At 67.7% G+C, this 25,597-nt stretch carries 23 protein-coding genes; 10 read left to right on the top strand and 13 right to left on the bottom strand.

What is annotated here, in order from left to right:
- Positions 1-70: 70 nt before the first annotated feature.
- The 5 genes from GH815_RS07110 to GH815_RS07090 are packed head-to-tail and all read left to right on the top strand — an operon-like array spanning position 71 to position 4,971.
- A complete protein-coding gene (locus tag GH815_RS07110) occupies positions 71-631 on the top strand; it encodes a F0F1 ATP synthase subunit delta (RefSeq protein ID WP_343030704.1) in 561 nt (186 codons plus the stop codon).
- Entirely contained in the window at positions 632-2,170 is a 1,539-nt protein-coding gene (atpA, locus tag GH815_RS07105; RefSeq protein ID WP_153748070.1) for a F0F1 ATP synthase subunit alpha, read from the top strand.
- A 22-nt stretch (positions 2,171-2,192) separates the two neighbouring features.
- Positions 2,193-3,062 carry a F0F1 ATP synthase subunit gamma gene (locus GH815_RS07100; protein WP_153748069.1) on the top strand — a complete coding sequence of 290 codons (870 nt, stop codon included), beginning with the start codon at positions 2,193-2,195 and terminating at the stop codon, positions 3,060-3,062.
- 18 nt (positions 3,063-3,080) lie between these two features.
- Positions 3,081-4,505, top strand: a complete 1,425-nt coding sequence (gene atpD / locus GH815_RS07095; RefSeq protein ID WP_153748068.1) for a F0F1 ATP synthase subunit beta — start codon at positions 3,081-3,083, stop codon at positions 4,503-4,505.
- Between the two features lie 55 nt (positions 4,506-4,560).
- Positions 4,561-4,971: a F0F1 ATP synthase subunit epsilon gene (locus GH815_RS07090; protein ID WP_153748067.1), complete on the top strand. Its 411-nt coding sequence runs from the start codon at positions 4,561-4,563 to the stop codon at positions 4,969-4,971.
- Positions 4,972-5,038: 67 nt separating this feature from the next.
- On the opposite strand, the gene GH815_RS07085 is transcribed toward GH815_RS07090, so the two are convergent.
- From GH815_RS07085 to GH815_RS07065, 5 genes are read right to left on the bottom strand one after another with little or no spacing between them, the layout of a single operon-like run.
- A complete protein-coding gene (locus GH815_RS07085) occupies positions 5,039-6,331 on the bottom strand; it encodes an amidohydrolase family protein (protein WP_153748066.1) in 1,293 nt (430 codons plus the stop codon).
- Complete coding sequence (locus GH815_RS07080; RefSeq protein WP_153748065.1) at positions 6,332-7,276, bottom strand: ABC transporter permease; 945 nt, start codon at positions 7,274-7,276, stop codon at positions 6,332-6,334. It abuts the gene before it with no gap.
- Entirely contained in the window at positions 7,276-8,322 is a 1,047-nt protein-coding gene (locus tag GH815_RS07075; protein WP_153748064.1) for an ABC transporter permease, read from the bottom strand. The genes GH815_RS07080 and GH815_RS07075 overlap by 1 nt, the downstream gene beginning before the upstream one ends.
- Positions 8,312-9,838, bottom strand: coding sequence for an ABC transporter ATP-binding protein (locus tag GH815_RS07070; protein ID WP_153748063.1), 1,527 nt, complete (start codon positions 9,836-9,838; stop codon positions 8,312-8,314). The genes GH815_RS07075 and GH815_RS07070 overlap by 11 nt, the downstream gene beginning before the upstream one ends.
- Positions 9,838-10,869: a BMP family protein gene (locus GH815_RS07065; RefSeq protein WP_153748062.1), complete on the bottom strand. Its 1,032-nt coding sequence runs from the start codon at positions 10,867-10,869 to the stop codon at positions 9,838-9,840. The genes GH815_RS07070 and GH815_RS07065 overlap by 1 nt, the downstream gene beginning before the upstream one ends.
- A 257-nt stretch (positions 10,870-11,126) precedes the next feature.
- Here GH815_RS07065 and GH815_RS07060 point away from each other — a divergent pair, with 257 nt between their 5' ends.
- From GH815_RS07060 to GH815_RS07050, 3 genes are all read left to right on the top strand, one after another.
- A complete protein-coding gene (locus GH815_RS07060) occupies positions 11,127-12,530 on the top strand; it encodes a methyl-accepting chemotaxis protein (RefSeq protein ID WP_153748061.1) in 1,404 nt (467 codons plus the stop codon).
- A 74-nt stretch (positions 12,531-12,604) separates the two neighbouring features.
- The gene (locus tag GH815_RS07055; RefSeq protein ID WP_153748060.1) at positions 12,605-13,222 is read left to right on the top strand and encodes a uracil-DNA glycosylase family protein; all 618 of its coding nucleotides are present in this window, start codon (positions 12,605-12,607) and stop codon (positions 13,220-13,222) included.
- A gap of 100 nt (positions 13,223-13,322) precedes the next feature.
- Positions 13,323-14,096 carry an SseB family protein gene (locus GH815_RS07050; protein ID WP_153748059.1) on the top strand — a complete coding sequence of 258 codons (774 nt, stop codon included), beginning with the start codon at positions 13,323-13,325 and terminating at the stop codon, positions 14,094-14,096.
- 120 nt (positions 14,097-14,216) lie between these two features.
- Here GH815_RS07050 and GH815_RS07045 read toward each other — a convergent pair whose 3' ends face one another.
- The 7 genes from GH815_RS07045 to GH815_RS07015 all read right to left on the bottom strand — a co-directional run bounded on the left by GH815_RS07045 (position 14,217) and on the right by GH815_RS07015 (position 22,579).
- Positions 14,217-15,149 (bottom strand): 2-hydroxyacid dehydrogenase, encoded by a 933-nt coding sequence (locus GH815_RS07045; protein WP_153748058.1) that lies wholly within the window; start codon positions 15,147-15,149, stop codon positions 14,217-14,219.
- On the bottom strand, positions 15,149-16,294 hold the full coding sequence (rodA, locus tag GH815_RS07040; protein WP_153748057.1) for a rod shape-determining protein RodA: 1,146 nt from the start codon (positions 16,292-16,294) through the stop codon (positions 15,149-15,151). The genes GH815_RS07045 and rodA overlap by 1 nt, the downstream gene beginning before the upstream one ends.
- Complete coding sequence (gene mrdA, locus GH815_RS07035) at positions 16,291-18,237, bottom strand: penicillin-binding protein 2 (protein ID WP_153748056.1); 1,947 nt, start codon at positions 18,235-18,237, stop codon at positions 16,291-16,293. Before mrdA ends, rodA begins: the two co-directional genes overlap by 4 nt.
- On the bottom strand, positions 18,234-18,773 hold the full coding sequence (locus tag GH815_RS07030; protein WP_153748055.1) for a rod shape-determining protein MreD: 540 nt from the start codon (positions 18,771-18,773) through the stop codon (positions 18,234-18,236). The genes mrdA and GH815_RS07030 overlap by 4 nt, the downstream gene beginning before the upstream one ends.
- On the bottom strand, positions 18,766-19,680 hold the full coding sequence (gene mreC, locus GH815_RS07025) for a rod shape-determining protein MreC (protein WP_153748054.1): 915 nt from the start codon (positions 19,678-19,680) through the stop codon (positions 18,766-18,768). Before mreC ends, GH815_RS07030 begins: the two co-directional genes overlap by 8 nt.
- A 50-nt stretch (positions 19,681-19,730) precedes the next feature.
- Positions 19,731-20,768 (bottom strand): rod shape-determining protein, encoded by a 1,038-nt coding sequence (locus GH815_RS07020; RefSeq protein WP_153748053.1) that lies wholly within the window; start codon positions 20,766-20,768, stop codon positions 19,731-19,733.
- Between the two features lie 251 nt (positions 20,769-21,019).
- Positions 21,020-22,579: a 2-isopropylmalate synthase gene (locus tag GH815_RS07015; protein ID WP_153748052.1), complete on the bottom strand. Its 1,560-nt coding sequence runs from the start codon at positions 22,577-22,579 to the stop codon at positions 21,020-21,022.
- Positions 22,580-22,836: 257 nt separating this feature from the next.
- Between GH815_RS07015 and GH815_RS07010 the strand changes: the two genes are divergently transcribed.
- Together GH815_RS07010 and GH815_RS07005 are read left to right on the top strand one after the other, a co-directional pair.
- Positions 22,837-23,502 carry an SDR family NAD(P)-dependent oxidoreductase gene (locus GH815_RS07010; RefSeq protein WP_153748051.1) on the top strand — a complete coding sequence of 222 codons (666 nt, stop codon included), beginning with the start codon at positions 22,837-22,839 and terminating at the stop codon, positions 23,500-23,502.
- On the top strand, positions 23,496-25,025 hold the full coding sequence (locus GH815_RS07005) for a cryptochrome/photolyase family protein (protein WP_343030702.1): 1,530 nt from the start codon (positions 23,496-23,498) through the stop codon (positions 25,023-25,025). Before GH815_RS07010 ends, GH815_RS07005 begins: the two co-directional genes overlap by 7 nt.
- A gap of 43 nt (positions 25,026-25,068) precedes the next feature.
- Here GH815_RS07005 and GH815_RS07000 read toward each other — a convergent pair whose 3' ends face one another.
- Entirely contained in the window at positions 25,069-25,275 is a 207-nt protein-coding gene (locus GH815_RS07000) for a cold-shock protein (RefSeq protein ID WP_153748050.1), read from the bottom strand.
- Positions 25,276-25,597 lie beyond the last annotated feature (322 nt).

Below are 25,597 nucleotides of genomic sequence, written 5' to 3'. Positions count from 1 at the left end.
GCGCCGCTTGATCTGCCCCTCTCCGTCCTCCACGGCTTTGACAGGGGCCATAGACATCGGAAGGGTTGACGTGTCCGAACCAGCCTCGATTTCGTCCGGCATCGCCGCGCGATACGCCACCGCTCTGTTCGAGATCGCGAAGGATGCCAATGCCGTCGCCGCGCTTGAGGGCGATGTGGACAAGATCGACGCGGTGCTGAAGGACAGCGCCGATTTCCGCGATCTGGTCGCTTCGCCGATCTATTCCCGCGACGAGCAGTCCTACGCCATTGCCGCCATCGCGCCGCGCATCGGCATCGGTCTGATGACCTCGAACACCATGCGCCTGATGGCGACCAAGCGCCGGCTTTTCGCGCTGCCCCAGCTGATCGCGCAACTGCGTGCGCTGATCGCCGACTACAAGGGCGAGATCAGCGCCGATGTCGTCTCGGCCCGGCCGCTGTCGGACGCGCAGAAGGCCAAGCTTGCCGCCGCGCTCAAGGCCAATGCCGGCAAGGATGTAAAGATCAACGCCACCGTCGATGAACGTCTCATCGGTGGCCTCGTCGTCAAGCTGGGCTCGAAGATGATCGACACCTCGATCCGCGCGCGGCTCAGTGCTCTCCAGAACACCATGAAAGAGGTCGGATAAATGGGTATCCAAGCAGCTGAGATCTCTGCGATCCTCAAGGAGCAGATCAAGAACTTCGGTCAGCAGGCCGAAGTCGCAGAGGTGGGCCGCGTTCTGTCGGTCGGCGACGGGATTGCCCGTGTCCATGGCCTCGACAACGTGCAGGCCGGCGAGATGGTGGAATTCCCCGGCGGCATCCGCGGCATGGCGCTAAACCTCGAAGTGGACAATGTCGGCATCGTGATCTTCGGCTCGGACCGCGAGATCAAGGAAGGCGACACCGTCAAGCGCACCAATTCGATCGTGGACGTGCCGGTGGGCGACGCGCTTCTGGGCCGCGTGGTCGACGCGCTGGGCAACCCGATCGACGGCAAGGGTCCGATCGCGACGACCGAACGCCGCGTCGCCGATGTCAAGGCGCCGGGCATCATCCCGCGCAAGTCGGTGCATGAACCGATGGCCACCGGCCTGAAATCGGTCGACGCCATGATCCCGATCGGCCGCGGCCAACGCGAACTGATCATCGGCGACCGCCAGACCGGCAAGACCGCGGTGGCGCTCGATGCGATCCTGAACCAGAAATCCTATAACGAGGCCGCCGGCGACGACGAGAGCAAGAAGCTCTACTGCGTCTATGTCGCCGTGGGCCAGAAGCGCTCGACCGTTGCCCAGCTGGTGAAGAAGCTGGAAGAAACCGGCGCCATGGCCTATTCGATCGTCGTTGCCGCGACCGCCTCCGACCCCGCGCCGATGCAGTTCCTCGCGCCCTATTCGGCGACCGCGATGGGCGAATATTTCCGCGACAACGGCCGCCACGCGCTGATGATCTATGACGACCTGTCGAAACAGGCCGTCGCCTATCGCCAGATGTCGCTGCTGCTGCGCCGTCCCCCGGGGCGCGAAGCCTATCCGGGCGACGTGTTCTACCTGCACTCCCGCCTGCTGGAGCGTTCGGCCAAGCTGAACGAGGATCACGGCGCAGGTTCGCTGACCGCGCTGCCGATCATCGAAACCCAGGCGGGTGACGTGTCGGCCTATATCCCGACCAACGTGATCTCGATCACCGACGGCCAGATCTTCCTCGAAACCGACCTGTTCTACCAGGGCATCCGCCCGGCAGTGAACACCGGTCTGTCGGTCAGCCGCGTGGGCTCCTCGGCCCAGACCAAGGCGATGTCCTCGGTCGCCGGCCCGGTGAAACTGTCGCTCGCGCAGTACCGCGAGATGGCGGCCTTCGCGCAGTTCGGCTCCGATCTCGACGCCTCGACCCAGCGCCTGCTGAACCGCGGCGCGCGTCTGACCGAACTGATGAAGCAGCCGCAATACTCGCCGCTGACCAACGCCGAAATCGTCTGCGTGATCTTTGCGGGCACCAACGGCTATCTCGACAAGGTGGCGGTCAAGGATGTCGGCCGGTACGAAACGGCGCTGCTGAACTTCCTGCGCTCCAAGCATCAGGCGCTTCTGGACGACATCACCAACAACGACCGCAAGGTGAAGGGCGAGCTGGAAGACAAGGTCAAGGCCGCGCTCGACGAATTCGCCAAGACGTTCGCCTAAGCCGCGGGTCAGGATCGGATAGATGCCCAGCCTCAAGGATCTGAAGAACCGGATCGGAAGCGTGAAGAACACGCGGAAGATCACCAAGGCCATGCAGATGGTCGCGGCGGCCAAGCTCCGCCGCGCCCAGGAGGCCGCCGAAGCCGCGCGCCCCTATGCCGAGCAGATGCAGAAGGTGATGTCCGGCCTTGCCGCGTCCTCCACCGGGGCCGCCAACGCGCCCCGGCTGCTGGTCGGCACCGGGTCGGACAAGGTCCACATGCTGGTGGTGATGACCGCCGAGCGCGGCCTGTGCGGGGCGTTCAACTCGTCCATCGTGCGGCAGGCGCGGGGCCGGATCAACGACCTGATCCGCCAGGGTAAGACGGTCAAGATCCTCACCGTGGGCCGCAAGGGCCGCGAACAGCTGAAACGCGACTTCAACGACCTGATGGTGGGCCATATCGACCTGTCCGAGGTCAAGCGCGTGGGCTATGACACCGCCCGCCAGATCACCGACGACCTGATCGAGCGGTTCAAGGCCGGCGAATTCGACGTCGCGACGATCTTCTTCAGCCGCTTCCGCTCGGTCATCAGCCAGGAGCCGACGGTCCAGCAGATCATCCCGGCGGTGTTCGAGGCGCCGACCGCCTTCTCGACCATCTACAGCTTCGAGCCGACCGAGGGCGAGATCATGGCCGACCTGCTGCCCCGCGGTGTGGCCACCCAGATCTTTGCCGCCCTGCTGGAAAACGGCGCCTCGGAACAGGGCGCGCGGATGTCGGCCATGGACAGCGCCACCCGCAACGCGGGCGACATGATCGACCGGCTGACCATCGAGTATAACCGCTCGCGCCAGGCTGCGATCACCAAGGAACTCATCGAAATCATTTCGGGCGCCGAGGCGCTCTAGCGGAACCGGAGAAACGCAATGGCAAACGCTGTAGGCAAAATCACCCAGGTGATCGGCGCCGTCGTCGACGTGCAGTTCGAGGCCCACCTGCCCGAAATTCTGAACGCGCTGGAAACCGACAACAACGGCAAGCGGCTGGTGCTGGAAGTGGCCCAGCACCTTGGCGAGAACACCGTGCGCACGATCGCGATGGACGCGACCGAAGGACTGGTGCGCGGTGCCCGCGTCACCGATACCGGCGGCCCGATCTCGGTGCCGGTGGGCGATGCCACGCTCGGGCGTATCCTCAACGTCATCGGCGAGCCGATCGACGAGAAGGGCCCCATCGTGGCCAAGGAGACCCGTTCCATCCACCAGCCGGCCCCCGAATTCGCCGAACAGGCGACCTCGTCCGACATCCTCGTGACCGGCATCAAGGTCATCGACCTGCTCGCGCCCTATTCCAAGGGCGGCAAGGTGGGCCTCTTCGGCGGCGCCGGGGTGGGCAAGACCGTTCTGATCATGGAACTGATCAACAACATCGCCAAGGTGCACTCGGGCTATTCCGTGTTCGCCGGTGTGGGCGAGCGGACCCGTGAGGGCAACGACCTCTACCACGAGATGATGGATTCCGAAGTCATCAAGATCGACAACCTGTCGGAATCCAAGGTGGCGCTGGTCTATGGCCAGATGAACGAGCCGCCCGGCGCGCGCGCCCGCGTCGCGCTGACCGGCCTGACGCTGGCCGAACAGTTCCGCGACCAGTCCGGGACCGACGTGCTGTTCTTCGTCGACAACATCTTCCGCTTTACCCAGGCGGGGTCCGAGGTGTCGGCGCTTCTGGGCCGCATCCCCTCGGCGGTGGGCTACCAGCCGACGCTGGCCACCGACATGGGCCAGATGCAGGAACGCATCACCTCGACCAAGGCGGGATCGATCACCTCGATCCAGGCCGTCTACGTTCCCGCGGACGACCTCACCGACCCCGCGCCCGCCACCACCTTCGCCCACCTCGACGCCACGACCGTGCTGTCGCGCGCGATCTCGGAGCTTGGCATCTACCCGGCGGTGGACCCGCTCGACTCCTCGTCGCGGATCCTCGATCCGGCGATCGTCGGCGAAGAGCATTACCAGGTGGCCCGCGACGTGCAGGGCATCCTGCAACGTTACAAGTCGCTGCAGGACATCATCGCGATCCTCGGCATGGACGAACTGTCCGAAGAGGACAAGCTGACCGTGGCCCGCGCCCGCAAGATCCAGCGCTTCCTGTCGCAGCCCTTCGACGTGGCCAAGGTGTTCACCGGTTCGGACGGGGTGCAGGTGCCGCTGGAAAAGACCATCGACAGCTTCAAGCGCGTCGTGGCGGGTGAATTCGACCACCTGCCCGAGGCGGCCTTCTACATGGTGGGCGGCATCGACGAGGTGATCGCCAAGGCCGAGAAGATGGCGGCCGAAGCCGCCTGATCGGGCACATGGCGCCGGGTGATCCCGCCCGGCGCGCGTTTTCCAAGGAGGCATCATGGCCGACACGCTGCAATTCGACCTCGTCGCGCCCGAGCGCCGCGTCGCCTCGGAACGGGCCATTCAGGTCGTCATTCCGGGCTTCGAGGGCGATCTGACCGCGCTGCCCAAGCACGCCCCGATGATCACCACGCTGCGTCCCGGCGTGCTCGAGGTGTTCACCGAGAAGGGCAGCCAGAAATATCTGGTGACCGGCGGCTTCGCCGAGATCACGTCCGACCGCGCGACCGTTCTGGCCGAGCGGTCCCACGCGATCGAGGAGGTCACGCAGGAGATGATCGAGGAAATGATCGCCGCCGCCCGCGCTGCGCATCGCGAAGCCAAGGCCGAGATCGTCGACGCCTCGGCCAAGATGCTGGCCGACATGGTGGCGATGGGCACCCGCATGGGGTTCGAGCCGAAGAACTGATCCTTCGCAGGCAATCGTCTGCGCGACAAGGCCCCGCCCCGGCGGGGCCTTTTCCGTTCTGGTGCGCTCAGCCCAGCGTCCCGGGCCGATGCCGCCGCCGCACCGTCGCGGGCCGCCCGTCCAGCGCCAGAAGCGTGTCGTTGCGCGCCTTTTCCGCCACCAGCCTGCCCTTGGCGATCACCGCCAGCCGGTCTGGGCGCAGCCGGATCGCCTCGACCGGATCGCCCGCATCCAGCACCACCAGCGAGGCAACCGCGCCCTCGTGCAGCCCGTAGCCCTCCAGCCCCATGATCCGCGCATTCTCGACCGTCACCATGTCGAAACAGCGCCGCATCTCGGCCGGTGACGTCATCTGCGCCACATGCAGCCCCATGAAGGCCACATCCAGCATGTCCGCCGTGCCAAGGCTGTACCACGGATCGCGCACGCAATCCTGCCCCCAGCCGACAAGGATGCCATGCGCCTGCATTTCCTTGACCCGGGTCAGCCCGCGCCGCTTGGGATAGCTGTCATGGCGGCCCTGAAGCACGATGTTGATCAGCGGATTGGGGATGGCGGCAATCCCGGCCTCGGCCATCAGCGGCAGCAGCTTGGACACATAGTAATTGTCCATCGAATGCATCGAGGTCAGGTGACTGCCCGCCACCCGCCCCTGTAGCCCCAGCCGCTGCGCCTCATGGGCCAGCGTCTCGACATGGCGTGACAGCGGATCGTCGGTCTCGTCGCAATGCATGTCGACCAGCAGCCCGCGCTCCGCCGCGATCTCGCACAGCGCCCGGACCGACGCGCGGCCCTCCTCCATGGTGCGTTCGAAATGCGGGATGCCGCCCACCACATCCACGCCCATGTCCAGCGCGCGCAGCGTGTTGGCCTGCGCATTGGGGTCGCGAAAGAACCCGTCCTGCGGAAAGGCCACCAGTTGCAGGTCGAGCCAGGGCTTCACCACGTCCCGCACATGCAGCAGCGCCTGCACGCCCTTCAGGTCGTCATCGCAGGTATCGACATGGCTGCGGATCGCCAGCAGGCCCATGCTTGCCGCCCAGTCGCAATAGCAAAGCGCCCGCTCGACCATCTCCTCGACCGTGGCCTGTGCCTTCAACTCCCCCCACAGCGCGATCCCCTCCAGCAGCGTGCCCGAGGCATTGATCCGCGGCGTGCCATAGCTCAGCGTCGCGTCCAGATGGAAATGCGGGTCCACGAAGGGCGGGCTGACCAGATCGCCCGCGGCCTCGATCACGCGCCCCGCGCTTGACCCCGCCAGATCGCCCACCGCTGCGATGCGCGCCCCCCGCGTGCCGATATCGGCCACACGCCCGTCGGGCAGGGTGCCGCCCCGCACAAGGATATCGAACTCGGCCATTCAGCGCTCTCCGCGATTATAGGGCACCATCAGCGCCGCGGGCACCTCGACCCGGCGCGACATCAGCACCAGCGCCAGGATCGACAGCACATAGGGCACCATCAGGAACACCTGATAGGGCACATGCGCGCCCATCGGCGTCTGCTGCATCCGGATCTGCAACGCATCGAACCCGGCGAACAGAAGCGCGCCCAGCAGCGCCTTGCCCGGCATCCAGGCCCCGAACACCACCAGCGCGATGCAGATCCAGCCCCGCCCGTTCACCATCTCGAAAAAGAAGGAATCGAAGGCCGACATGGTCAGGAATGCGCCGCCCACCGCCATCAGCCCCGAGCCGACCATCACCGCCCCCATCCGCAGCGCCGTCACCGACAGCCCCTGCGCCTCGACCGCCGCGGGGTTCTCGCCCGCCGCCCGCAGCGCCAGCCCCAGCGGCGTGCGGAACAGCACCAGCGCCACGACCGCGACACTGGCAAAGGCCAGATAGGTCAGCGCGGTCTGGGAAAACAGCGCCGGGCCCAGAAACGGGATATCCGACAGAACCGGGATGTTCAGCGGCTGGAACGGCGTGATCCGCGGCGGGCTTGTCACCTGCGGCAGCGCCAGCCGATAGGCGTAATAGGCGGACGATGTCGCCAGCAGCGTGATCCCCAGCCCCACCACATGCTGCGACAGCCCGAAAGGCACGGTCAGCGTGGCATGGACCAGCCCGAACATCGCCCCGCTGGCAAAGGCCACCAGCACCCCGGGCCAGAGCCCGAGCCCCGCATAGACCGCGATCCAGCCCGCAAAGGCGCCAAAGACCATGATCCCCTCGATCCCGAGGTTCAGCACGCCTGCGCGCTCGCAGATCAATTCCCCCATCGTGGCAAGGATCAGCGGCGAGGCGATGCGCAGCACCGCGGCCCAGAAGCTGGCGGACAGAAGGATCTCGAAAATCTCCATCAGCCCCTCACCACGCGAAACCGGGTCAAGAGGATCGCCAGCACCATGAACAACAGCGCCGTCGCGACCGATATATCGGCGATATAGGTCGGCACCTCGGCCGCCCGGCTCATCGAGTTCGCCCCGACAAAGACCCCCGCCACGAAGATCGCCGAGAGGACAACGCCCAAGGGATGCAGCAGCGCCAGCATCGCGACCACGATGCCCGTATAGCCAAAGCCCGGCGACAGATCGAGCGTCAGGCTCCCCTTCAGCCCCGCCACCTCGGAAAACCCGGCCATCGCCGCCAGCCCCCCCGACAACAGCGCCGTCTTGACCATCACCCGGCCCACCGGGATCCCGGCGAACCGCGCCGCCTGCGGGTTCTGGCCCACGGCGCGGATTTCATAGCCCAGCGTCGTCTTGACCTGGATCACCCAGACCAGCACCGCCGAGATCAGCGCCAGCCCGAACCCCCAATGCAGCCGAAGCCCCTCGACGATGCGCGGCAGGCGGGCATCGCGCGGCAGGGCAGGGGATTTCGGCCAGCCCATGCCCATCGGATCCTTCAGCACCCCTTCCAGCAGCATCGACACGAACAGAAGCATGATGAAATTGAACAGAAGCGTGGTCACCACCTCGTCCACGCCCAGCCGCACCTTCAACAGGACCGGCCCCAGCAGCACCAGCCCGCCGGTCAGGATCGCCGCCCCCGCCATCAGCGGCAGCGCCAGCATGCCCGGCAGGCCCAGTTGCGTGCCGATCACCACAGTCATCAGCGCGCCCGCATAAAGCTGCGCCTCGGCGCCGATATTCCACAGCTTCGCGCGGAACGCGACGGCCACGGCCAGCCCGGTAAAGATCAGCGGCGTCGCCCGGTTCAGCGTTTCAAGGGCTGCGAATTTCGACCCCGCCGCGCCCTGAACGATCAGCCCCAGCACCGCAAGCGGATTGGCCCCCGCCAGCATCGCCAGCACCGAGGCAACCCCGACCGTCGCCGCCAGCGCCAGTACAGGCAGGCCGATCAGCCGCACAAGGCCGGGATCGGCCACAGGTTCAAGCCGCATCGGCAAACCCCTGTCCGGCCATCCAGACGCCCAGTTCCGCAGGCGTCTTCGACCCCCGCGCAAAGGGCGGCGACAGGCGGCCCGCAGAAATCACATGGATCACGTCCGACAGAACCCGGATCTCGTCCAGATCCTCGGAAATCAGCAACACTGCCGCGCCCGCATCCCGCGCCGCGATCAGCCGTTCCTGCACATAGGTCAGCGCCCCGATATCAAGCCCCCGCACCGGCTGGTTCGCCAGGATGATCCGCGGGGTGGCCTCCAGCGCGCGGCCCAGGATCAGCTTCTGCATGTTGCCCCCGGATAGCAGCCGGATGCGCGCCTCGGGGCCGGGGCAGCGCACATCGTATTTCGCGATGATCGCCTCGGCATGGGCACGCGCGCGGCGCCAGTCGATCCAGCCCCGCCGGCTGAACGGGGCCTGCGCATAGCCCTCAAGCACCGCGTTTTCGGTCAGGGTGAAATCGGCAATGGACCCGGTCGCATGGCGATCCTCGGGGATGCGGCCGACACCGGCGGCCAGCGCCGCGCGCGGGCTCCAGCCGCTGACCTCCGCCCCGCCGACCAGCAGCGCCCCGCTTTCGGGCGCGATCAACCCCGAGACCAGATCGGCCAGCGCCCCCTGCCCATTGCCCGAAACGCCTGCAAGCCCCGTGATCTGGCCCGCCCGCAGCGCAAGCGAAACCCGGCAAAGCCCGCTGCGGTTGCCCTCGGCCGGGGTCGAGACATCGCGCAGTTCCATCAGCGTCGCACCCGCGATGCCCGGCGCGGGATGGGGCAGGGCGACCTCTGCGCCCACCATCAGTTCGGCCAGAAGATGCCGGTCGGTCTGCGCCGTCGCCACCTCGCCCGCCACCTTGCCATGGCGCAGCACCACCACCCGGTCGGACACCGCCATCACCTCATGCAGCTTGTGCGAGATGAAGATGATCGACAGCCCCTGCGCCACCGCCCGTTTCAGCGTCGCAAACAGCGCCTCGCTTTCCTGCGGGGTCAGGACGGCGGTCGGTTCGTCCAGGATCAGGATCCGCGCCTCGCGATAAAGCGCCTTCAGGATCTCGACCCGCTGGCGTTCGCCCACCGACAGCGTCTTGACCTTGGCATCCGCATGCACCGCCAGCCCGAAATCGCGCGACAATCGCTCGACCCGCGCCCGCGCCTCGGCCCGGCCAAGCCCCGGCCCGAACAGTGGCCGCGTGCCCAGCAGGATGTTTTCCAGCACAGTCAGATTGCCCGCCAGCGTGAAATGCTGATGCACCATGCCCACGCCCGCCGCCAGCGCCGCGCCGGGCGCACCGGGGGGCAACATCTTGCCGAAAACCTCGACCGTTCCGGAATCGGCGGTGTAATGGCCGAACAGGATGTTCATCAGCGTGGTCTTGCCCGCGCCGTTTTCCCCCAGCAGCGCAAGGACTTCGCCCCTGTGCAGGGCGAAGCCGATGGCATCGTTCGCGGTAAGCTTGCCGAACCTCTTGGTGATCCCCTCAAGGCGCAGGACGACCTCGCGCCCGGTCATCAGGACGACTTGGGCTCGTCATCGTTGATCGCGACCTCGAAACTGCCCGCCCGGATCGCCGCCTCGCGTTCGGCCACCAGATCGAGTGCGGCTTGCGGCACCTTGCCCTCGAACGTGCCCAGGGGCGCCAGCGAACAGCCGCCTTCCTTCATGAAGGAATAGAGCCCGTAATTCGCCGCCTCGAACGTGCCGTCCGCCACCCGCGCCAGCGCGGCCTGCAATGTCGGCTCGAAATGCCACAGCGCCGAGGCGACAACCGTTTCGGGATAATCCGCCTGCGTGTCGATCACGTTGCCGATGGCCAGAACGCCGCGTTCCTTTGCGGCATCCGACACCCCGAAGCGTTCGGCATAGAGCAGATCCGCCCCCGCCTCGATCATCGCGAATGCGGTTTCCTTGGCCTTGGGCGGATCGAACCACGACCCGATGAAGCTGACCTGGAACCGCGCATCCGGACGCGTCTCGCGCACGCCCGCCATGAAGGCATGCATCAGCCGGTTGACCTCGGGGATCGGAAAACCGCCGACCATGCCGATATTGCCGGTCTGCGTCATCGCCCCCGCGATGATGCCCGACAGATAGGACGCATCCTGAATGTAGTTGTCGAACACCGCGAGGTTCGGAAAGGCCGGATCGTCCAGGAAGGACGAGCCCAGCAGGAACGCGGTTTCGGGATAGTCCTGCACCACCTCGCGCGCTTCCTGCTCGACGCCAAAGATCTCGCCGATGATCAGCTTGACCCCGCGCTCGGCATATTCGCGCATCACGCGCGGGTAATCGGTGTTCGAGGTGTTCTCGCTGAAGACATAGCCGATCTGGCCCGCCGCCTTTGCCGCCTCGGCCGCGACATGGATGCGGCTGACCCATTGCTGTTCCACCGGCACCGTATAGATGCCCGCGATGCTGATCGGCTCCTGCGCGAACAGCCGCCCCGGCGCCAGCCCCAGCCCCGCGGCGGCGGCAGCCCCCCCCGCGCCCAGCAGCAACCTGCGCCGCGCGATGTCGATCCTGTGGGTCTTGCTGGCAGCCATGGTGAATTACCCCCGTGTTTTCATTTCCCCGGCGCCCATTGAAAGGCCCATCCGGCTGTGTTCGGCATCCCGAGAGAGTGGCACGGCCGCATCCGGAAGGGAAGATCGTGCGTTTGCCGGGCGGCTTTCGGGGGATTGCCCGCGCCTTGGGCAAGTTCCGCGCCTGCGGACCGATGTCGCAGACCGCCGGGCGCCGTTAACCGAAGCGCAAGGCGATGCCGCCATGGTGGGCCAACCTCGCAATATTGGACCGCCCGATGCCCCTTGACCCAGGACAGGCCCAGACCTCGCCCGATTCCCATCTCGACGCGATCGTGCGCGGCGGCGAGACGCTGGGCCGCGACATCGTCGAGGTTGCGGCCTTCCTCGATGCGCTTGACGCGGCGGCGCATGCGCAACTGGCGCAAATCCACGGCGCGCGCGAGGCGGCACTTTCCGTTTCCGCAGGCAACGAGGCGGTGCAGGGCGCGGCCGATCAGGTCGCACAGGCGGCCGAAGATACGCTGGCTGCGGTGACCGGCTCGGCCGGCCTGTTGCGCGACAGTTGCCGTCACAGCCAGAACGTCGCCGGCTGGGTGCAGTCGGTCGATTCGCGGATGGCCGATGTCGCCGGCATGCTCAAGAAGGTGGACGGCTCGAATGCCGAGATTGCCTCCATCGCCGCGCAGGTCAACATCCTGGCCATCAACGCCAAGATCGAGGCGGTGCGGGCGGGCGACGCGGGCCGCGGCTTTGCCGTCGTCGCCGAGGCGATCAACGAATTGTCCCGCCAGACCGCCCGCGCCGCAGCCACGATCACCGACTCCGTGACCGGCCTGCGCCAGCGCATCGGCGAGTTGCGCACCGAGGCGGGCAAGGCATCGGGCGATGCGGCCGAGGTGCTCAAGGCCGCGCTGGAAACCGATCAGGTGCTCGGCCGCATGACCACTTCGGTCCAGGCCACGCGCGCGGCGGCTGCCGAGATTTCCGATCGCGCGGCCGAAGTCGGCAGCGCCAATGACCGCTTCGCCCCTGCCTTCGCGGCCCTGATCGACACCACCGGCCAGACCGCCGCCGGTGTGCACGAGGCGCGCGAACGGGTCGAAAGGCTGGTCTCGCTGGGCGAATCGGTCGTGCAGAACTCGGTCCTCGCGGGCGGTGCCCATGCCGACCGCCCGCTGATCGACTTCATGCGCGAGACCGCCACGCGGATCGGCGGGATGTTCGAACAGGCCGTCCTCTCGGGGCGCATCTCGCTGGGCGAGCTGTTCGACCAGCGCTATGCCCCCATCCCCGGCACCGACCCGGCGCAGGTCATGGCCCCCTATACAAGGCTGACCGATGCCCTGCTGCCCCCGGTGCAGGAACCCGCGCTCGACCTCGATCCGCGGATCGTGTTCTGCGCCGCGGTCGACCGCAACGGCTATCTGCCGACGCACAATCGCAAATATTCCCAGCCGCAGGGCCGGGATCCGGTCTGGAACGCCGCGAATTGCCGGAACCGGCGCATCTTCAACGACCGGGTGGGCCTGACCGCGGGCCGCTCCACCGCGCCCTTCCTGATCCAGGTCTACCGCCGCGACATGGGCGGCGGCGAATTCGTGCTGATGAAGGATCTCTCGGCCCCGATCCATGTCGACGGCCGCCACTGGGGCGGCCTGCGCATGGGCTACCGGTTCTGACCCCGGCCGCGCCGGTCCCGGGCACGCCGCATATTCCCGTTCCAGGGCGGCCCGGCCGCGGGTAGCCTTGCGCCATGCCGCCCGATCCGTCCACGCCCCTTGTCGCGCAAATCCGCGCCTGCACGCTTTGCCGCGACCGCTTTGCCGCGACCGTGACCGCGCATGCGCCCCGCCCGGTTGTCTGGTTCCGCCCCGGCGCGCGCATCCTCGTCGCGGGCCAGGCCCCGGGATTGCGCGTCCACCGCTCCGGCCGGCCTTTTCTCGACCGCTCGGGCGACCGGCTGCGCGACTGGATGGGGATCGACGCCGACATCTTCTACGACCTCGACCGCATCGCGATCCTGCCCACCGCATTCTGCTGGCCCGGCTATGATGCGCGCGGCGCCGACCTGCCGCCGCCGCCGATCTGCTGGGACAGCTGGCACCGCCAGGCGCTGGACCAGATCGGTCCGGTCCGGCTGCGCCTGATCGTCGGCGGCTACGCCATCCGCCGCCATCTGGGCGATGCCCGCCCGGTGACCCAGGTCGTCGCAGGCTGGCGCGACCAGGCCCCCGGCATCGTGCCGCTGCCGCATCCGTCCTGGCGCAACACCGCCTGGCTCCGCCGCAATCCCTGGTTCGAGACCGACCTGCTGCCCGACCTGCGCCGCCGCATCGCCGCGGCGCTGGACCTTGGCCCCGGCGCGGCGTAGAAGCGCTGGGGCAAACCCGCAACAGGGCAGGCAAGATATTGACCCCAATCCAGAAATCCCGCCAAGGCCCGGCCCCTGCCATCGCCCCGGACAGTCCCGCATGACCGCCGCCACCTCCCTCGATCTGGCGCATCGCGCCATGACCGCCGCGCCCGACGATCCCGCGCCGCGCCTGCGCTGGTACGGCGCGCTCGCGGCCAGCGAACTCCTTGTGCTGCTCGACCGGGAACCGACAGGGGACAGCCTCGCCCCCCATGTCTTCCAGCTCGAAACCGGTCCGGTCGTCCTTGCCTTCGACGATGCGGCCCGGCTGACCGATTTCACCGGCGCCCCCGCCCCCTATGCCGCGCTGCCCGGCCGGGCGCTGGCGGCGATGCTGGCTGGCCAGGGGCTGGGCCTTGGCATCAATCTCGGCACCCCGGACGGCGAATTGCTGCCCGCCTCCGCCATCGACTGGTGGGCGGACATGCTCGCCCCCGCACCCGAACCGGGCGCCCTTGCCCGCGGGGCCATCACGCCCCCGCCCGATCTGCCCGCACCCCTCATCGCCGCGCTCGGCCGCTGCCTTGCCACGGCCGCGGGCCTTGCCGCCTGCGCCTGCCTTGCCGGGCTGCGCCGCGACGACGGCAGCGATGGCCTCCTGCTCGCCTTCCTCGACCCCGTCCCCGATGCCCAGCCGGCCCTCGCCCGCGCCGCCGCCGAGGCGCTGCGCTTCAGCGGCCTCGATCAGGCCAGCCTCGACATCGCCTTCCTTGCCGCCGGCCACCCCGACGCCGCCCGCCTTGCCCGTCTCGGCTTCCGGATCGACCTCACGCCCCCCGCAGCCCCGGCCCCGCCGCAACCCGATCCCGACGCCCCCCCGCGCCTGCGCTGATCTTCTTCTTGGCCCAAATACCCCCGCCGGAGGCACCGCGCGCGCCCGCGCGCGGCCACCCCCAACCCCGGACAAGCGGGGCGCCTGCGCCCCGTGCGGCCCGGGGGCGGGAGAGCCCCGTCAATAGCCCCGCGCGCGGTCGACCAGATGCAGGAACGGCTCGCCCGCCTCGCCGCGCCGGATGTTCTCGGCGATCACGCGCGCCGCCGTCCCGGGCCGTGTCTCGGCCGCGATATGCGGCGTCACCGTCACGCCGGGATGGGTCCAGAACGGATGCCCCTGCGGCAAGGGTTCGGTGCGGAACACATCCAGCGTCGCATGCGCCAGCCGCCCCGCATCCAGTGCCGCGATCAGCGCAGCCTCGTCCAGCAGCGCGCCCCGGCCCGGATTTATCAGCACCGCACCCTCGGGTAGCCAGCCCAACCGCTCGGCATCCATCAGGTTCTCGGTCTCCGCCGTCAGCGGCAGCAGCAGCACCACGATCTCGGCCGTCTCCAGCACCGCGCGCAGACCGTCCGCCCCATGATGACAGTCGATCCCCGCGATCCGGCGCTCCGTCCGCGCCCAGCCCGCCACGCGAAACCGCAACCCCGCCAGCGCCAGCGCACAGGCCCGCCCCAGCGCGCCCAGACCCAGCACCGCCACACGCCGCTCGCGCGCCAGCGGCGGCACCACCGGATCCCAGATCGGCGCCCGGCGCCGCAGATGGCGGTCGATCCCCAGATGATGGCGCAGCACATGGCCCGTCACCCATTCCACCATCCCTTCCTCCAGCCCCGGATCGACCATCCGGCACAGATTCTGGGTCAGCGTCCGGTCGGTCACGATCCGCTCGACCCCGGCCCACAGGCTCAGCACCGCGCGGCAGCGGGTGAAGGGCGTGAAATCGCGCAACTGCTCGTTCGGCGCATAGATGATGTAATCGACCGTTCCGGGCGCATCGGTTTCGGTCACGATCCGCGCGGCGATGCCCACCTCCTCCAGCGCGCGCATCAGCGGCGCGCGATAGGTTTCCCATAGCCCCTCGCGCGCGGAAAACAGGATCTCCGGCATCAGCGCCCCCGCGGGCGATGGATATGCGCGCTCTGCACCAGCCCAAAGCCCACCATCAGCACCAGCATCGCCGAGCCGCCATAGGACACCAGCGGCAGCGGCACGCCCACCACCGGCATCAGGCCCATCACCATCGACATGTTGACCACGAAATACAGGAAGAACGTCGCCGCCACCCCCAGCGTCAGCAGCGACGAGAACCGGTCCTTGTTCTTCAGCGCCGCGCTGACACAGAACACCACGATCAGCACGTAAAGCGCCAGAAGCGACACGGCGCCCAGAAAGCCGAATTCCTCGGCCAGCGTGGTAAAGATGAAATCGGTGTGCTTTTCCGGCAGGAAGTTCAGCCGCGACTGGGTGCCCTGCATGAAGCCGCGCCCCGACCAGCCGCCCGAGCCCAGCGCGATCTTCGACTGGGTGATGTGATAGCCCGCCCCCAGCGGGTCGGTGTCGGGGTCAAGAAAGGTGTCGATCCGGCGGAACTGGTAATCCTTGAGCAATTGCCACTCGGTCCCGCGGCTCGACAGCACCGCGCTGACCGCGCCCACGCCTGCGCCCAGGATCACCGCGAAGTAAAGCCAATGCACCCCCGCCAGAAACATCACGATCCCGCCGCCTGCCAGCAGCAGGATCGCGGTGCCCAGATCGGGCTGCTTCAGCACCAGCGCGGTGGGGATCAGGATCAGCACCGCAGGCATCAGCACGTAAAGCGGGCGCGAGACCTTGTTGATGTCGAGCCAGTCGTAATAGGCCGCCAGCATCATCACCAGCGCGATCTTCATCAGTTCCGACGGTTGCAGCCGGATCACGCCCAGGTCGATCCAGCGCTGGGCGCCCATGCCGACCTCGCCGAACAGTTCGACCGCCACCAGCAACAGCACCGACAGCCCATAGGCCAGCGCCGCCATGTTGCGCCAGAACCAGATCGGCACGAAGGCCACCACGAACATGACGAACAGCCCCAGCGCGAAGCGTTTCATCTGCGGCTCGGCCCAGCGTTCCAGATTGCCGCCCGCGACCGAGTAGAGCATCAGGAACCCGACCGAGGCGACCGCGCAGAGCAGCAGCACCAGCGCCCAGTTGACGTACAGGACCTTGGATGGCCCGGTCGGAACCCGCGTGACGGTATATTCAAGATAGCTCATGCCCGGCTGCGCCCGCTCGAAGGTGCCGTTCCGGGGTCGCGCAGGCGCAGCTTGCGCAGCCGCTCCTCGATCTCCCAGCGTTGCCGGTCGGGATAGGCCGATAGCGGCGGCACATCGCCATGCAGCGCGCGCAGCGTCACGTCGCGCGCGATGGGCGCGGCCGCGGCCGAGCCCCCGCCGCCATGCTCGACCACGACCGAGACCGCGATCTTCGGAGTCTCGACCGGCGCATAGGCCACGAACAGCGCGTGGTCGCGCCGCTCCCAGGGCAGATCCTCGTTGCGAAAGACACCCGCCGCCCGCTCGGCCGCGGTGATGTTGCGCACCTGGCTGGTGCCGGTCTTGCCCGCCATCGCCATCTCGGCGGCGACCACGCGGCTGCCATAGGCGGTGCCGCGCCGGGAATTGACCACCGCATCCATCGAGCGGCGGATCCGGGCCAGGTTGGCGGGGTTCACGTCCAGCGGCTCGCCCGCGCCCGAGGGTTGCTCGACTCCGTCGATCGACTTGACCAGCCGCGGCACCACCGCGCGCCCGGTCGCCAGACGCGCGCTCATCACCGCCAGTTGCAGCGGCGTGGACAGCACATAGCCCTGCCCGATCGAGGCGTTCAGCGTGTCGCCCACCCGCCATTCCTCGCCCCGGCGCGCGCGTTTCCAGGCCCGGTCGGGCACCAGCCCTGCGCCGACCGCCGACAGCGGCAGGTCAAAGACTTCGCCCAGACCGAACTTGCGCGCCATCTCGGCGATCTTGTCGATGCCCACGCGCTGGCCGATGTCGTAATAGTACACGTCGCAGGATTGCTCGACGCTGGCGATCAGGTTCACATGGCCATGCCCGCCGCGCTTCCAGCAATGGAACCGGCGCGTGCCCAGCGTCAGGTGGCCGGGGCACCAGACGGTTTCCTCGGGCGTGATGACGCCATCCTCCAGCGCGGCCAGCGCCGTGATCATCTTGAAGGTCGAGCCCGGCGGATAGGCGCCCTGCACCGTCTTGTTCGACAGCGGCCGGTAGGGCGTGTCGGTCAGCACGCGGTAATCGGCGACCGAAATGCCGCGCACGAACAGGTTCGGATCGAAGCTCGGCGACGAGGCCAGCGCCAGCAGGTCGCCGCGCTCGACATCCATGACCACGACGGCCGCACTTTCCTCGCCCAGACGCGCCTGGACGAAATTCTGCAAGCCCGCATCGACGGTCAGTTGCAGATCGCTGCCGGGCTGGCCCTCGATCCGGTCCAGTTCGCGGATCACCCGGCCCGCCGCGTTCACCTCGATCCGCCGCGTGCCCGCCTTGCCGCGCAGCCGGTCCTCGTATTTCGCCTCGACGCCGGTCTTGCCGATCTGGAAGCGCGGGATCCGCAACAGCGGGTCGGGCGTCTCGATCTGCGCCAGGTCGGATTCCGAGACCGGCCCGACATAGCCCACCAGATGGGCGAAATCCGGGCCCAGCGGGTAATGCCGCGACAGGCCCACCTCGGGGCTGATCCCCGGCAGCGCGGGCGCGTTGACCGCCACGCGCGCCACGTCGTCCCAATGCAGCCGGTCGGCCACCGTGACCGGCACAAAGGGGCTGTGGCGGTTGATCTCGCGCATCGCGCGTTCGATCGTTTCCTCGTCCAGCGGCACCAGCCGGGTCAGCCGCGCCAGCGTCTCCTCGACATCGCCGGCATCCTCGCGCACCACGACGATGCGGTAATTCTGTTCGTTCTCGGCCACGACATGGCCCGCGCGGTCATAGACCATCCCGCGGATCGGCGGGATCAGGCGGATATTGATGCGGTTTTCCTCGGCCAGCATCCGGTAGGTGTCGGCCTCGGTGACCTGAAGATGCCGCATCCGCAGCGCCAGCGCGACCGCCATCACCGCCTGCGCCCCGCCCAGAACCATCATGCGCCGGCTGATCCGCCGGCCGCTTTCGTCATTGTCCCTGGACGAACGTTTCATCGCGCCAGCCCCCGCGGATCCAGTTCGCCCGGCGTCACCCGGCGCACCCCGAACAGATAGCGCGAGGCCAGCGCCACCAGCGGATAGGCCAGCACCGTCAGCACCGCCTGCACCGCCAGTAGCCCGAACCGCACCTCGGGCACGCCGAACAGCGCCAGCATCGCCCAATAGCCCAGAAAGATGCCGCCGATGGTGCCGCCGGTCAGCAGCCATTCCGGCCCGAACGGCGTCTCGACCGAAACCTGCTGGCGGGCGCGCAGGAACTCGGCCCCCATCAGCGCCAAGGCCGTCATCAGCCCCGGCGGGCGCATCAGCAGCATGTCCAGCATCAGGAAGACCAGCGCGATCAGCCAGGGCGGCAGGTAATCGGGCCGCCGCTGAAGCCAGGCAAAGGTCAGGCACAACATCCATTCCGGGCCGGGCAGGATGTCGGCCCGTGTCTCTAGCGGCAGGATCTGGACAAAGACGATCGCGACCGCCGCCGCGACATAGATCAGCCGATAGACCCCGCGATCCAGCGTCAGCGGATCAATCATTGCCCTGATCCTCTGCTGCGGTCGTCGCGTCTGGCGCCGGGCCGAACGGGGCGGGCGCCACCAGCCCGCCGGGGTCGCGGATCACCTCGCCCGCATGGCTGCGCAGCACGCGCAGGAATTCCAGCCGGTCATATTCCGCCGCCATCCGCGTCCGCAGACGCTGGTCGCGCCCCAGCGCCACATGCCCGACCAGAAGCCCGGCGGGGAACAGGCCGCCATCGCCCGACGACACCACCCGGTCGCCGGGCCGCACCTGCGCCGGATCCTCGACGAACTCCAGAAGCGGCGCGGCCGAATTGTCGCCGGTCAGCATCGCGCGCTGCCCCGATGGCTGGATCGTCACCGGGATGCGGCTGTTCGAATCCGTCAACAGGATCACCCGCGATGTGGTCTTGCCCAGCCCCGAGATCCGGCCCACCAGCCCCAGCCCGTCGGTCGTCGCCCAGCCATCCACGATGCCGTCGCGCGCCCCCACGTTCAACAGCACCGACTGCCGGAAGGGCGAGCCCGAATCCGCCAGAACGACGCCGGTGACATGGGTCAGCCGCGGGTCCAGACGCACCTTGTTCAGGTCCAGAAGCTTGGCGTTCTCCTGCTCAAGCTGAAGCGCGGCCTCTTTCCAGGCCATCATCTGGCGCAGTTCGCGGCGCAATTCCTGGTTCTGCTCGGCCAGCCGCGCATAGGACTGGAACCCCTCGATCAGCCGTGCGGTCTTGGTCACCGGCACCAGCGCCCATTCGAAACCGGGCACGACCGCATCGACCAGCGCGGCGCGAAACCGCTCGACCCGCGGGCTGTCGATCCGCCACAGCACGAACAGCGCCATCAGCAGGAAAACGGTGCCGCCGATCAGGATGCGCCGGATCGGGCGGGCATAATCAAGCTGCGAATTGCGGTCTGCGGCCAAGTCTGCCTCGCTTGCGGCGCGCGCGGCCCGCCCCGGGGCTCAGCGGTGTCTCAGCTTTCGTAGTCTATCACATGCCGAAGCTGTTTTTCATATTCCAGCGCCTTGCCGGTGCCCAGCGCCACACAATTCAGTGACTCGTCGGCCACCGAGATCGCCAGCCCCGTCTGCTCGCGCAGCGCCAGGTCCAGCTCGCCCAGCAGCGCACCGCCCCCCGTCAGCATCACGCCGCGGTCCACGATATCGGCGGCCAGATCGGGCGGGGTCGCCTCCAGCGCGGTCATCACGGCTTCGCAGATCTGCTGCACCGGCTCGGCCAGCGCCTCGGCGATCTGGGCCTGGTTGATCTCGATTTCCTTCGGCACGCCGTTCAGCAGGTCGCGCCCGCGGATCAGCATCGAGGCGCCGCGCCCGTCATCGGGCATCCGCGCCGAACCGATCGAGGTCTTGATCCGCTCTGCCGTGGCCTCGCCGATCAGGATGTTCTGCTGGCGGCGCAGGTAGTTGATGATGCCGTCATCCATCCGGTCGCCGCCCACCCGGACCGAGCGCGCATAGACGATGTCGCCAAGCGACAGCACCGCCACCTCGGTCGTGCCGCCGCCGATATCGACCACCATAGACCCGGTCGGATCGGTGATCGGCATGCCCGCCCCGATGGCCGCCGCGATGGGCTCCGCGATCAGCCCCGCGCGCCGCGCGCCCGCCGACAGCACCGATTGCCGGATCGCGCGTTTTTCGACCGGGGTCGCGCCATGGGGCACGCAGACGATGATCTTGGGCTTGGTAAAGGTGGTGCGCTTGTGGACCTTGCGGATGAAGAACTTGATCATCTCCTCGGCCACGTCGAAATCCGCGATCACGCCCTCGCGCATCGGCCGGATCGCCTCGATGCTGCCCGGCGTCCGACCCAGCATCAGCTTGGCATCCTCGCCCACGGCCAGCACCTGCTTGCGCCCGTCCTTGACGTGATAGGCCACCACCGAGGGCTCGTTCAGGATGATGCCGCGTCCCTTGACATAGACCAGCGTGTTCGCCGTGCCGAGGTCGATCGCCATATCCGACGAGAACATACCGCCAAAACTTGCCATCTGCGGGACCACCTGAGGAAAGAGGAAACGGCCCGCGATTCCGTCCGGCGGGCCGCGCACCTTATAGGCTTTCGGCCCCGCGCCGGTAAAGGGCGCATTGCCGGGCGCGCCGGCACATTTCCGCCGCTTGGATCATTCGAACATTTGCCCCGGTCAGGTCACGGAAAACCCCGGTCGGGACTTGCAGTTTTCCGATATCCGCTATCCCGGGGCAGGGTGCAGCACCCCGCCCCGGGGCAACGGGATCCGACTCAGACCGCCGCCTTCGCCTCGTCCGGCCGGGTCTTTTCGCGCCGCACCGCCAGGCGATTCAGGGCGTTCACATAGGCCTTGGCGCTGGCCACCACCGTATCGGTATCCGAGGCCTGCCCGGTCGCGATATGGCCATCCTCCTGCAGGCGCACGCTGACGGTGGCCTGCGCATCGGTGCCGCCGGTGACCGCATGGACCTGGAACAGCTCAAGATGCGCGTGATGCGGCACCAGCGCCTTGACGGCGGCAAAGGTGGCATCCACCGGCCCGTCGCCCTGCGCCGTCACCCGCTGTTCCACCCCGTCGATCGACAGGATCAGGTCGGCCGATTGCGGCGCCTCGGTGCCGCAGATCACCCGCAGGAATTTCACCTGGATGCGGTCATGGTCCAGATCGGCCTCGCTGTCGCGCATCAGCGCGATCAGGTCGTCGTCATAGACCTCCTTCTTGCGGTCGGCGAGCGCCTTGAACCGCACGAAGACGTCGTTCAACTGGTTGTCGCCCAGATCGAAGCCCAACTCCTTCAGCTTCGCGCGCAGCGCCGCCCGGCCCGAATGCTTGCCCATCACCAGATTGGTGGCGTTCAGCCCGATATCCTCGGGGCGCATGATCTCGAAGGTCTCGGCATTCTTCAGCACGCCATCCTGATGGATGCCCGATTCATGGGCAAAGGCGTTCTTGCCGACGATGGCCTTGTTGTACTGCACCGGGAAACCCGACACGGTCGCGACCTTGCGCGAGATCGCCATGATCCGCCGCGTGTCGATGCCGGTGCGGAACGGCATGATGTCATTGCGGACCTTCAGCGCCATCACGACTTCTTCCAGCGCGGTATTGCCCGCGCGTTCGCCCAGCCCGTTGATCGTGCATTCGATCTGCCGCGCGCCCGCCGCGACCGCGGCCAGCGCATTCGCCGTCGCCATGCCCAGATCGTTGTGGCAATGCGTGGCAAAGATCACCTGATCCGCGCCGGGCACACGCTCCAGCAGCATCGCGATCAGGTCCGCACTTTCGCGCGGCGCGGTATAGCCCACGGTATCGGGGATGTTGATCGTCGTGGCCCCGCATTTGATCGCGGTCTCGACCACCCGGCACAGATAATCGCGTTCGGTCCGCGTCGCGTCCATCGGCGACCATTGCACGTTGTCGCACAGGTTGCGGGCATGGGTCACGGTCGCGGCGATCTTCTCCACCATCTCGTCCTGCGTCAGCTTGGTGATGTCGCGATGCAGGGGCGAGGTGCCGATAAAGGTATGGATGCGCGGCCGTTTCGCATGGCTCACCGCTTCCCAGGCGCGGTCGATATCGGCGAAATTGGCGCGCGCCAGCCCGCAGATCACCGCGTTGCGCGATTGTTTGGCGATGTCGCGCACCGCCTCGAAATCGCCCTCGGACGCGATGGGAAAGCCCGCCTCGATGATGTCGACGCCCATCTCGTCAAGCATCGCGGCGATTTCCAGCTTCTCGTCATGGGTCATGGTCGCGCCGGGGCTTTGTTCGCCATCGCGCAAGGTCGTGTCGAATATCAGGACGCGGTCCTGTTCGGTCTGGTAGGTCATGGTGTGAACTCTCGTGTTGGTCTTAGCCGAAAGGGTCGTGGCGCGGAACGGGATCCTCTGAGCGGTCGCGCCGGGACGGCACGCTCAGAGGCGGCTAAGAAGCAGCAGCAGGCCAAGCGGCAGCGCGCGCGGGGCGCGGGCGGCGGCAAGGATATGGGCCTGATGTTCCATGAAGCGCAGTATAGGCATGCAAACGCCAAAGGAAAGCGGAATCGCCGGGCCTTGCGCCCGCCCGCCGCTGCCCTAGCTTCGCCGCGATGGAACGGGCCCTGGTCATAGGCGCGTCGGGCGGGATCGGCGCCGCCCTTTGCGCGACACTTGCCGGCCGGGGCGTATCGGTCACGGCCCTGTCGCGGCGCGACCATGGGCTGGACGTCACCGACGAGGCCAGCATCGCCCGCTGCCTTGGCGCGCTGACCGGTCCGTTCGACCTGATCCTTGTCGCAACCGGCGTGCTGAACGGCGCAGGCCAGCCGCCCGAAAAGGCGCTGAAGTCGCTGACCCCCAATGCGCTGGCCCACCAGTTTGCCGTCAATGCCGCGGGCCCGCTTCTGGTGCTGAAACATGGCCTGCGCCTGATGCCGCGTGACCGGCGCGCGGTCTTTGCCGCGCTGTCGGCCCGGGTCGGTTCCATCGGCGACAACCGGCTGGGGGGGTGGTATTCCTATCGCATGGCCAAGGCCGCGCTGAACCAGGGGTTGCGCACCGCGGCCATCGAACTTTCCCGCACCCATCCCCGTGCGATCTGCGCAGCCCTTCATCCCGGCACCGTCGCCACACCCTTCACCGCCGCGCATGCCGCCCGCCACCCGACCGTGCCGCCCGATCAGGCCGCGGCCAACCTGCTGGCCGTGATCGCCCGGCTCGACGCCCGCGCCACGGGCGGGTTCTTCGACTGGTCCGGCGCCCGCGTGCCGTGGTGACCCGCCTTGTCCTGGTGCTCGGCGACCAGCTTTCGCCCGGCCTATCGGCGCTGCGGGCGGCCGACAAGGCGCGCGATCTTGTCGTGATGGCCGAAGTCATGGCCGAGGCGTCCTATGTCCGCCACCACCCGAAAAAGATCGCCTTCTTCTTCGCCGCCATGCGCAAATTCGCCGCCCGGCTGAGTGCCGCAGGCTGGCGCGTCGCCTATACGCGGCTGGACGATCCCGACAACACCCAGTCGATCCCGGGCGAGCTTTTGCGCCACGCCGCCGCCGAAGGCGCCCGCGAGGTGCTGGCCACCGAGCCCGGCGAATGGCGGCTGATCGCGGCGCTGGCCGATCTGCCGCTGACGCTGCACCAACTGCCCGACGACCGCTTCATCGCCAGCCATGCCGAATTCGATGCCTGGGCCGCGGGGCGCAAATCCCTGCGCATGGAATATTTCTACCGCGAGATGCGCCGCAAGACCGGCCTCCTGATGGAGGGCGGCGCCCCCGCGGGCGGAAAGTGGAACTACGATGCCGAGAACCGCAAGCCCGCCGCCCCCGACCTGTTCCGCCACGGCCCCCTGCGCTTCGACCCCGACGACATCGTGCAGGAGGTGCTGACCCTCGTCGAAACCCGCTTTGCCGACAATTTCGGCCAATTGCGCCCGTTCTGGTTCGCCACCGATGCCGACCAGGCCGAAGCCGCCCTTGCGCATTTCCTGACAAATGCCCTGCCGGGCTTCGGCGACACGCAGGACGCGATGCTGACGGGCGACCGGTTCCTCAACCACGCTTTCCTCTCGCCCTATCTGAATGCCGGGCTGCTGGACCCGCTGGACATCTGCCGCCGGGCCGAGGCCGAATACCGCGCGGGCCGGGCGCCGCTCAACGCAGTCGAGGGGTTCATCCGCCAGATCCTCGGCTGGCGCGAATTCGTCCGCGGCATCTATTTCCGCGAAGGCCCCGACTATCCCACCCGCAACGCCCTGACCCACACCCGCCCGCTGCCCGCGCTCTACTGGGGCGCCGGGACGCAGATGAATTGCATCGCCCAGGCCATCGCCCAGATCCGGGAAGACGCCTATGCCCACCATATCCAGCGGCTGATGCTGACCGGCAATTTCGCGCTGCTGGCAGGCATCGACCCGGGCGCGCTGCATGAATGGTATCTGGCGGTTTATGCCGATGCCTGCGAATGGGTCGAGGCGCCCAATACCATCGGCATGAGCCAGTTCGCCGATGGCGGCATCGTCGCGTCCAAGCCCTATGTCTCGTCCGGGGCCTATATCGACCGGATGTCGGATTACTGCCGGTCCTGCGCCTATGATGTCCGCCAGAAGACGGGGCAGGGGGCCTGCCCGTTCAACCTGCTTTACTGGCATTTCCTGGATCGCCACCGCGACCGCTTTGCCGCGAACCCGCGCATGGGGCCGATCTACCGCACATGGGACCGGATGTCGCCCGCGCGCCGGGCCGAGATCCTTTCCGGGGCGCAGGCCGTTCTGGACAGGCTGGATGCTGGCGGCACGGTCTGAGCGCGCCGCCCAAAGGCACTGTCGGGTATTCGGTTGCCTGGGCTCAGATGATCCTGAGATCGCCCGCCGATTTGCGCCCGTCGCGCCCCTCGATCATTTCAAAGGCGACCTTCTGGTTGTCGGCCAGCCCGGTCAACCCGGCGCGTTCGACCGCCGAGATATGCACGAAAATATCCTTGCCGCCGTCATCCGGCGCAATGAAGCCGTAGCCTTTTGTCGTATTGAACCATTTCACGGTGCCGGTGGGCATCGTCAACCTCTCCGTCTTCGGTTCCGCGCCCGCGGGATTGCGGTGCGGCGGGTCACAGCCAGGTCTTCCAGTCTTCCGGCTGCCCCTTGGAGAGGAGCGGTCGTCCAGGTCGTCTGCCGTCACGAGTACGGAGGATGAGGGACGAATCGATTCGAAATCAAGTGAAGTTTTGTGCAGCCAATTCGGTCGGCTATACTGTGCCGAACAAATCAAGGCTGTGCCGAAAAGAGGGGCGGAATGGTAATCCCGCGATATTCACCGGCCGGCTGACATTGGAGCCAAGGTGCTGCTTTCGGGCGGGTCGAGGGCGTCCTGAGGGCCC

The organism is Rhodovulum strictum, assembly GCF_009649175.1.
GTDB lineage: Bacteria > Pseudomonadota > Alphaproteobacteria > Rhodobacterales > Rhodobacteraceae > Rhodovulum > Rhodovulum strictum.
The sequence above is the reverse complement of the archived record's forward strand: the minus strand, read 5'-3'. Positions and strand labels throughout refer to the sequence as shown.

Bases quoted from the DNA above. Each gene is read 5' to 3' on its own strand.
- atpA (WP_153748070.1), top strand. From the start codon at position 632: ATGGGTATCCAAGCAGCTGAGATCTCTGCGATCCTCAAGGAGCAGATC.
- GH815_RS07100 (WP_153748069.1), top strand. From the start codon at position 2,193: ATGCCCAGCCTCAAGGATCTGAAGAACCGGATCGGAAGCGTGAAGAAC.
- atpD (WP_153748068.1), top strand. From the start codon at position 3,081: ATGGCAAACGCTGTAGGCAAAATCACCCAGGTGATCGGCGCCGTCGTC.
- GH815_RS07090 (WP_153748067.1), top strand. From the start codon at position 4,561: ATGGCCGACACGCTGCAATTCGACCTCGTCGCGCCCGAGCGCCGCGTC.
- GH815_RS07085 (WP_153748066.1), bottom strand. From the start codon at position 6,331: ATGGCCGAGTTCGATATCCTTGTGCGGGGCGGCACCCTGCCCGACGGG.
- GH815_RS07080 (WP_153748065.1), bottom strand. From the start codon at position 7,276: ATGGAGATTTTCGAGATCCTTCTGTCCGCCAGCTTCTGGGCCGCGGTG.
- GH815_RS07075 (WP_153748064.1), bottom strand. From the start codon at position 8,322: ATGCGGCTTGAACCTGTGGCCGATCCCGGCCTTGTGCGGCTGATCGGC.
- GH815_RS07070 (WP_153748063.1), bottom strand. From the start codon at position 9,838: ATGACCGGGCGCGAGGTCGTCCTGCGCCTTGAGGGGATCACCAAGAGG.
- GH815_RS07065 (WP_153748062.1), bottom strand. From the start codon at position 10,869: ATGGCTGCCAGCAAGACCCACAGGATCGACATCGCGCGGCGCAGGTTG.
- GH815_RS07060 (WP_153748061.1), top strand. From the start codon at position 11,127: ATGCCCCTTGACCCAGGACAGGCCCAGACCTCGCCCGATTCCCATCTC.
- GH815_RS07055 (WP_153748060.1), top strand. From the start codon at position 12,605: ATGCCGCCCGATCCGTCCACGCCCCTTGTCGCGCAAATCCGCGCCTGC.
- GH815_RS07050 (WP_153748059.1), top strand. From the start codon at position 13,323: ATGACCGCCGCCACCTCCCTCGATCTGGCGCATCGCGCCATGACCGCC.
- GH815_RS07045 (WP_153748058.1), bottom strand. From the start codon at position 15,149: ATGCCGGAGATCCTGTTTTCCGCGCGCGAGGGGCTATGGGAAACCTAT.
- rodA (WP_153748057.1), bottom strand. From the start codon at position 16,294: ATGAGCTATCTTGAATATACCGTCACGCGGGTTCCGACCGGGCCATCC.
- mrdA (WP_153748056.1), bottom strand. From the start codon at position 18,237: ATGAAACGTTCGTCCAGGGACAATGACGAAAGCGGCCGGCGGATCAGC.
- GH815_RS07030 (WP_153748055.1), bottom strand. From the start codon at position 18,773: ATGATTGATCCGCTGACGCTGGATCGCGGGGTCTATCGGCTGATCTAT.
- GH815_RS07020 (WP_153748053.1), bottom strand. From the start codon at position 20,768: ATGGCAAGTTTTGGCGGTATGTTCTCGTCGGATATGGCGATCGACCTC.
- GH815_RS07015 (WP_153748052.1), bottom strand. From the start codon at position 22,579: ATGACCTACCAGACCGAACAGGACCGCGTCCTGATATTCGACACGACC.
- GH815_RS07010 (WP_153748051.1), top strand. From the start codon at position 22,837: ATGGAACGGGCCCTGGTCATAGGCGCGTCGGGCGGGATCGGCGCCGCC.
- GH815_RS07000 (WP_153748050.1), bottom strand. From the start codon at position 25,275: ATGCCCACCGGCACCGTGAAATGGTTCAATACGACAAAAGGCTACGGC.